The organism is Citrobacter sp. Cpo142 (genome assembly GCF_030332425.1).
GTDB lineage: Bacteria > Pseudomonadota > Gammaproteobacteria > Enterobacterales > Enterobacteriaceae > Citrobacter > Citrobacter portucalensis.
This window is the reverse complement of sequence record NZ_JAOWHW010000148.1, coordinates 59,941-66,946: the sequence shown is the minus strand read 5'-3', so window position 1 is coordinate 66,946 and position 7,006 is coordinate 59,941. Positions and strand designations below refer to the sequence as shown.

General features: G+C 53.5%; 6 protein-coding genes. 1 reads left to right on the top strand and 5 read right to left on the bottom strand.

What is annotated here, in order from left to right; genetic code table 11:
- Window positions 1–337 precede the first annotated feature (337 nt).
- The 5 genes from OGY18_RS25240 to dnaB all read right to left on the bottom strand — a co-directional run bounded on the left by OGY18_RS25240 (window position 338) and on the right by dnaB (window position 5,682).
- A complete protein-coding gene (locus OGY18_RS25240; RefSeq protein ID WP_008786927.1) occupies window positions 338–694 on the bottom strand; it encodes an MmcQ/YjbR family DNA-binding protein in 357 nt (118 codons plus the stop codon).
- A 127-nt stretch (window positions 695–821) separates the two neighbouring features.
- Window positions 822–1,535 carry an acid phosphatase AphA gene (gene aphA / locus OGY18_RS25235; protein WP_003826615.1) on the bottom strand — a complete coding sequence of 238 codons (714 nt, stop codon included), beginning with the start codon at window positions 1,533–1,535 and terminating at the stop codon, window positions 822–824.
- Window positions 1,536–1,719: 184 nt separating this feature from the next.
- Window positions 1,720–2,913, bottom strand: coding sequence for an aromatic amino acid transaminase (gene tyrB, locus OGY18_RS25230; protein ID WP_286554734.1), 1,194 nt, complete (start codon window positions 2,911–2,913; stop codon window positions 1,720–1,722).
- Between the two features lie 128 nt (window positions 2,914–3,041).
- Window positions 3,042–4,121 (bottom strand): alanine racemase, encoded by a 1,080-nt coding sequence (gene alr / locus OGY18_RS25225; protein WP_003826612.1) that lies wholly within the window; start codon window positions 4,119–4,121, stop codon window positions 3,042–3,044.
- A 145-nt stretch (window positions 4,122–4,266) separates the two neighbouring features.
- Window positions 4,267–5,682 carry a replicative DNA helicase gene (gene dnaB / locus OGY18_RS25220; RefSeq protein WP_003826610.1) on the bottom strand — a complete coding sequence of 472 codons (1,416 nt, stop codon included), beginning with the start codon at window positions 5,680–5,682 and terminating at the stop codon, window positions 4,267–4,269.
- Window positions 5,683–5,746: 64 nt separating this feature from the next.
- On the opposite strand from dnaB, the gene OGY18_RS25215 reads away from it, so the two are divergent.
- Window positions 5,747–6,730: a quinone oxidoreductase gene (locus OGY18_RS25215; RefSeq protein ID WP_003826608.1), complete on the top strand. Its 984-nt coding sequence runs from the start codon at window positions 5,747–5,749 to the stop codon at window positions 6,728–6,730.
- Window positions 6,731–7,006 lie beyond the last annotated feature (276 nt).

The following is a 7,006-nucleotide window of genomic DNA, read 5'->3' as shown; positions in this document are numbered from 1 at the left end:
CCGGATAAGGCGCTTGCGCCGCATCCGGCTACGGTTGTGCCTGATGGCACTGCGCTTATCAGCGCCTACGAAACTACAGACCAGGCATAAAGCTTGTAGGCCGGATAAGGCGCTTGCGCCGCATCCGGCTACGGTTGTGCCTGATGGCACTGCGCTTATCAGCGCCTACGAAACTACAGAATATGCATAAAGCCTGTAGGCCGGATAAGGCGCTTGCGCCGCATCCGGCTACGGTTGTGCCTGATGGCACTGCGCTTATCAGCGCCTACGAAACTACAGAATATGCATAAAGCCTGTAGGCCGGATAAGGCGCTTGCGCCGCATCCGGCGAAACGGATCAGGGCTGCGTCAGTATCCGGCGTTTATCTTCCGGTAACGTGTTCACAGCCTGCTGATAAGAGGCGTCGACCAGATAATAAATCTGTGAATCCGGCAGCGAGCCGTCCAGATACACCGTACTCCAGTGCGCCTTATTGAGATGCCTGCTTGGCCGAACATCGCTATGCTGCTGGCGCAACAGTTCTGCCAGTTCAGGGCTGGTTTTCAGAGACACCGCCGGGCGTTCTTCCACCTCTTTTACCATGGCAAAAAGCACATCTTCGACTTTGATTTGCGTGGCCTTCCAGTCACTGTGAACGCTCTGCTCCGCGCCCGTTTTTGCCATGCAGTATTGCAGCAACTCCGAATTCGTCATCTTTATTCCCCTTACCAGCATATTGCCTCATGAGAACATCTTTTATTCAGTGTGCAGCAAGTCCGCAAAAGGTAAAAGCCAGCAATGTAAATTTGTTTAAAAAAACAGCAATCCGCAGCCAGCGTCCTCAATATTCCGAGTTGACGATCACCTCTTCACCAAACGCACCGGCCTGTGGCAGAGGCTTATAAGTGGAGTTAGAGGCGCGCAAAATGCGAATACCACGAATACCCACGTCGCGAGCGGCAGTGATGTCATTATCGGAGTCACCGTAGAACATGCGGATATTTTTATCCTGCAGCCACTGCGTTTTGGTGTTCTGACCCGGCTTGTCGCCGGCAAAAATGACCGGATTCATATTTCCAGCCGGGATGTGAAAGTTATCAGACAACGTTTTCGACACCGTTTCAGTCTTCGTCTGGCTACGCCCGGTCACGAAAAAGATGCTGTCACCGCGACGCACGTGCATATCAATCAGTTGGCGCGCGACTTCTTTTGGAATACTGAACTCGTCCCAGCCATTGTTCATTTTTTCCCAGAAGGCCGGATTCTTCAGGTAATCCTCACTGTCCGGAGAATACGTTTTTTTACCGCGCCAGAAGCCTGGGCTGGAAAAGAGGACAGTGTCATCGATATCAAACCCGACGGCCATCGGCGGACGTCCGGTCAGGCTGTTTTCAATTTGTGCCACGGAGACCCAGTGAATGGGAGCCTGCTCAGCGAGCTTTGCAACGTTAGTGCCTGGATTGAGCTGAGAGGGAGAAGAAACGAGTGCCTGGGCTGGCTGATTTAGCGTGAACAATAAACAAACGGCACTCAGTGCCAACGTAAACTTGCGCATATTTTTCCCTAAGTAGTCAGTTAGTTATCATTTTTTTATTAACAACTGGTCAAAAAACTATCTGACCTTACCCCTTAGGGGGAGGGAAAGGAAGGATTTTCTCTGGTTTTGTCCTGGAAAAGGAGCACGATCACATTGGAAAACAGGCCTGATGGCGCGACGCTTATCAGGCCTGCAAAGTCGGTTACATGACGGCAGCAAATGCCTTCGCCACGCGCTGCACGTTACCGTGATTCAGCCCGGCCACGCACATACGACCGCTGGCGATCAGGTATACACCGAACTCATCGCGCAGGCGATCGACCTGGGCTACGCTAAGCCCGGTATAGCTGAACATACCGCGCTGTTGCAGCAGGTAGTCAAAATTACGGCCTGGGATCTCCGCATTTAATACGTTAACCAGCTCCTGACGCATCGCCAGAATGCGAGTACGCATCTCTTCAACTTCCGCCAGCCAGTTGGCTTTCAGCACGTCATCACCCAGCACCGCGGCAACTACCTGCGCACCAAAGTTTGGCGGGCTGGAGTAGTTACGACGCACCGTCGCTTTTAGCTGCCCCAGAACACGGCTGGCGGCATCAGCGTCTTCACATACCACAGACAGTCCGCCGACACGCTCACCGTATAAGGAAAAAATCTTCGAGAATGAGTTGCTGACCAGAGCGGGCAATCCGGCGCTGGCGATGGCGCGAATCGCATAGGCGTCTTCTTCCATTCCACCGCCGAAGCCCTGGTAAGCAATGTCCAGGAACGGAATCAGATCGCGTGCTTTCAGGATCTCAATAACGCTATCCCACTGCGCAGGCGTTAAATCCGCCCCTGTCGGGTTATGGCAGCACGGATGTAGCAGCACGATGCTGCGCGCCGGTAGGGTATTCAGCGTTGCCAGCAGGTCGTTGAAACGCACGCCGTTGGTCGTGTCGTCATACCATGGGTAAGTGCTTACTTCGAATCCGGCACCTTCAAAAATCGCGATATGGTTTTCCCAGGTCGGATCGCTGACCCACACACCAGAATCAGGGAAATAACGTTTCAGGAAATCTGCGCCAACCTTTAACGCACCGGAGCCGCCCAGCGTCTGAATGGTTGCGACGCGCTGCTGCTGGAGAACCGGATGTTCTGCGCCAAACAGCAGCGGCGCAATGGTATGGCGATACGTGTTCAGACCTTCCATCGGCAGATACAGCGAAGCACCATGCGGTTTGGCATTAAGTCGAGCTTCCGCTTCCGCCACCGCTCTAAGCTGAGGAATAATACCGTCTTCGTTGTAATACAGGCCGATGCTGAGATTCACTTTGTCGCTACGTGAATCTTCTTTGAAGCGCTCCATGAGCGATAAAATCGGGTCGCCAGCGTAGGCGTCAACTTTTTGAAACACGTGTGGTTCTCCGGGTTTACAGGCAGGGGTTAAGAACACAATAAACCGGAAGTGGGAGAAGATCGAGAGGATGTTGAGAGGAATATTGCCGGAAGGCGGCGTAACCACCTGTCCGGCACATCATGCTGTTAATCGATATACTTCATCGCCACCCTTGAGGTCAGGCGCGTAATAAGTTCGTAAGCACTTACTTTCGTCATTTCAGCAATACGTTCAACGGGCAGGCCCTCGCCCCACAGAATCACCGAATCGCCGGCTTTATCCTGCGCTTCGGGCCCTAAATCGACGCAGATCATATCCATTGCAACGCGACCGACGATCGGCACTTCACGGCCGTTGACCAGTACCGGCGTCCCCGAAGGCGCTGCGCGCGGATAACCATCGCCATAGCCCATCGCTACCACGCCAAGACGCGTGTCGCGCTCGCTCAGCCAGGTTCCCCCATAACCAACCGGCTCGCCCGCTTTGTGCTCACGCACCGCAATCAGACTTGAGGTCAGCGACATTACCGGTTGGCAGCCAAAATCAGCGCCGATGGAGTGATTTTCCAGTGGTGATACGCCATACAGAATCAGCCCCGGACGCGCCCAGTCGAAATGAGACTGCGGCCACAGCAAAATACCACCCGACGCGGCAATCGAACGCTGCCCCGGTTTGCCTTCACAAAAACTGTTGAAGATATCGAGCTGTTTTTCGGTCGCGCCACACTCAGGCTCGTCCGCGCGAGCAAAGTGGCTGACGATATTGACCGGCTGGCGCACGTTTTCACATTGCGTTAAGCGCTGATAAAACGCCTCAGCCTGCTCAGGGCGTACGCCCAGGCGATGCATACCGGTGTCGAGCTTCATCCAGACGGTAACGGGTTCAGCCAGTTTTGCTGCTTCCAGGGCTTCGAGCTGCTCCTGGTTATGGACGGCTGTATGCAGACGCTGCGCGGAAATAGTCGGCAGATCGGAGGCATCAAAAAACCCCTCCAGCAGCAGGATGGGCTGCGTGATCCCTCCCGCTCGCAAGCGCAGGGCTTCTTCAAGACGAGCGACACCAAAAGCGTCCGCATCGGGGAGCGTTCGCGCGGTCTCTAACAGACCATGGCCGTAGGCGTTCGCTTTCACGACCGCAACCAGTTTGCTGGCTGGAGCCAGTTCACGCAGACGTTGCAGGTTGTGTCGCAGAGCGCGGCGGTTAATGACTACAGTTGCCGCTTGCATTTGTATTCCTTAATAAAAGAATCTTCTAAATCATTCGTGTTGCAGGAAGGCGACAAGCCAGAGAATCCCCGGGAGCTTAGTAAACTAAGTGACCGGGGTGAACGGGCGTAGTCAACGCATCTGCTGCATGAAGGATGACGGAGATTTATTCGTCGTCGTATTGTGGGCCCGCATAGTTATCGAAGCGCGACCACTGACCGTTAAACGTCAGGCGCACCGTACCGATCGGGCCGTTACGTTGCTTACCAATAATGATTTCTGCGATCCCTTTCAGATCGCTGTTTTCGTGATAAACCTCATCACGATAGATAAACATGATTAAGTCGGCATCCTGCTCGATGGAGCCGGACTCACGCAGATCCGAGTTGACCGGACGCTTGTCGGCACGTTGTTCCAGAGAGCGGTTAAGCTGCGACAGCGCCACCACCGGCACATGCAGTTCTTTCGCTAACGCTTTCAGCGAGCGGGAGATTTCTGCAATTTCCAGCGTACGGTTGTCGGAGAGCGACGGCACGCGCATCAGCTGCAGGTAGTCGATCATGATAAGTCCGATACCGCCATGTTCACGGGCGATACGACGGGCACGCGAGCGCACTTCCGTAGGCGTCAGGCCGGAGGAGTCATCAATATAGATGTTTCGTTTCTCTAGCAAAATACCCATTGTTCCGGAAATTCGCGCCCAGTCCTCATCATCCAGTTGACCGGTACGGATTTTGGTTTGGTCTACGCGTGAGAGCGAGGCCAGGGAACGCATCATGATCTGTTCTGAGGGCATTTCAAGACTAAAGATAAGAACCGGCTTATCCTGCAACATCGCCGCATTTTCGACGAGGTTCATTGCAAATGTCGTTTTACCCATCGACGGACGCGCGGCGACAATAATTAAGTCTGACGGCTGCAAACCAGCCGTCTTTTTATTGAGGTCGTCATAACCGGTGTTCACTCCGGTGACGCCGTCGTGCGGCTGCTGGAACAGTTGCTCGATACGCGCGACGGTTGCGTCGAGCACATCGGTGATATTTTTCGGGCCTTCGTCTTTATTAGCGCGGCTTTCCGCGATTTTAAAGACACGGGATTCTGCAAGGTCCAACAGATCTTCACTGGAGCGTCCTTGCGGATCAAAACCGGCTTCCGCGATTTCGTTCGCAACTGAAATCATGTCACGAACAACGGCACGTTCGCGGACAATATCCGCATAAGCGCTAATGTTCGCCGCACTTGGCGTGTTTTTAGACAACTCAGCCAGGTAAGCAAAACCGCCGACGCTGTCTAGTTGTCCCTGAACCTCCAGCGACTCTGCCAGCGTGATCAGATCGATGGGTTTTCCCATCTCCTGCAGGCGATGCATTTCCGTGAAGATATGCCGGTGCGGTCGGGTATAAAAATCTTCCGCCACCACACGCTCGGCGACATCGTCCCAACGTTCGTTATCCAGCATTAAACCGCCCAACACCGACTGTTCCGCTTCAATCGAGTGCGGCGGTACTTTCAGCCCGGCGACCTGGGGATCGCGCTCACGAGCATCAGTCTGTTGTTTGTTGAAGGGTTTATTTCCTGCCATAGTGAATGGAGTTACCGAGATAATGATTGGGTCGAAAGATTACCACATTTCTTTTGGAGGAAGCATGGCAACACGTATTGAATTTCACAAGCATGGTGGCCCTGATGTACTCAAGGCGGTGGAGTTTACGCCCGTAGACCCGGCGGAAAACGAAATCCAGGTCGAGAACAAAGCGATTGGGATCAACTATATCGACACCTACATCCGCAGTGGTCTTTATCCACCGCCTTCCCTGCCCAGCGGTCTGGGTACCGAAGCCGCAGGCGTGGTCAGCAAAGTCGGCAGCAAAGTGACACACATTAAAGCTGGCGATCGCGTGGTGTACGCCCAGTCTGCCCTTGGCGCCTACAGCTCAGTGCATAACGTTCCGGCCGATAAAGCCGCCATCCTGCCTAACGCTATCTCGTTTGAACAAGCTGCCGCCTCGTTTCTTAAAGGGCTAACCGTTTTTTATCTGTTACGTAAAACGTATGAAATTCAGCCTGATGAGCCGTTTTTGTTCCATGCGGCTGCGGGCGGCGTCGGCATGATTGCCTGCCAGTGGGCAAAAGCATTGGGTGCGAAGCTGATTGGTACTGTCGGCAGTGCGCAAAAGGCGCAAATTGCGTTGCAGGCTGGCGCATGGCAGGTCATTAACTATCGTGAAGAGAGCATTGTTGAGCGAGTGAAAGAGATAACTGGCGGTAAAAAAGTGCGGGTGGTGTATGACTCGGTAGGGAAAGATACCTGGGAAGCCTCGCTGGATTGTTTACAGCGCCGGGGACTAATGGTCAGCTTTGGTAATGCTTCCGGGCCGGTGACTGGCGTGAACTTAGGCATTCTGAACCAGAAAGGTTCGCTATACGTGACCCGTCCTTCACTCCAGGGGTATGTCACCAATCACCGCGAATTAACCGAGGCCAGCAATGAGCTATTCTCGCTAATTGCCAGTGGAGTGATCAAAGTGGATGTCGCGCCTGGTCAGACGTTCGCACTGCACGATGCACAGCGTGCTCATGAAGTACTGGAAAGCCGGGCCACGCAGGGATCGAGTTTGCTGATTCCGTAACGCCATCATTTTCCCCTAAATAATTCAAGCTCCAGGAAGGCGGCAATGGAATGAATCCCCAGGAGCTTACTGGAGTAAGTGACTGGGGTGAATGAAAGCAGCCAACACACCTGGAGTTTGAATTATGACGGGGAAAGAAAGAATTAGGGCTTCCCGCAGGAAGCCCTTTCTTTTTTTAGTTCGGCTGTATGTAGGGTACAGCTCGATGAATTCGTTAACCTGGCAATAGTGACAGATTTGATAATCAATTCCTATTTGGTTCTAAAGGCAATGTTG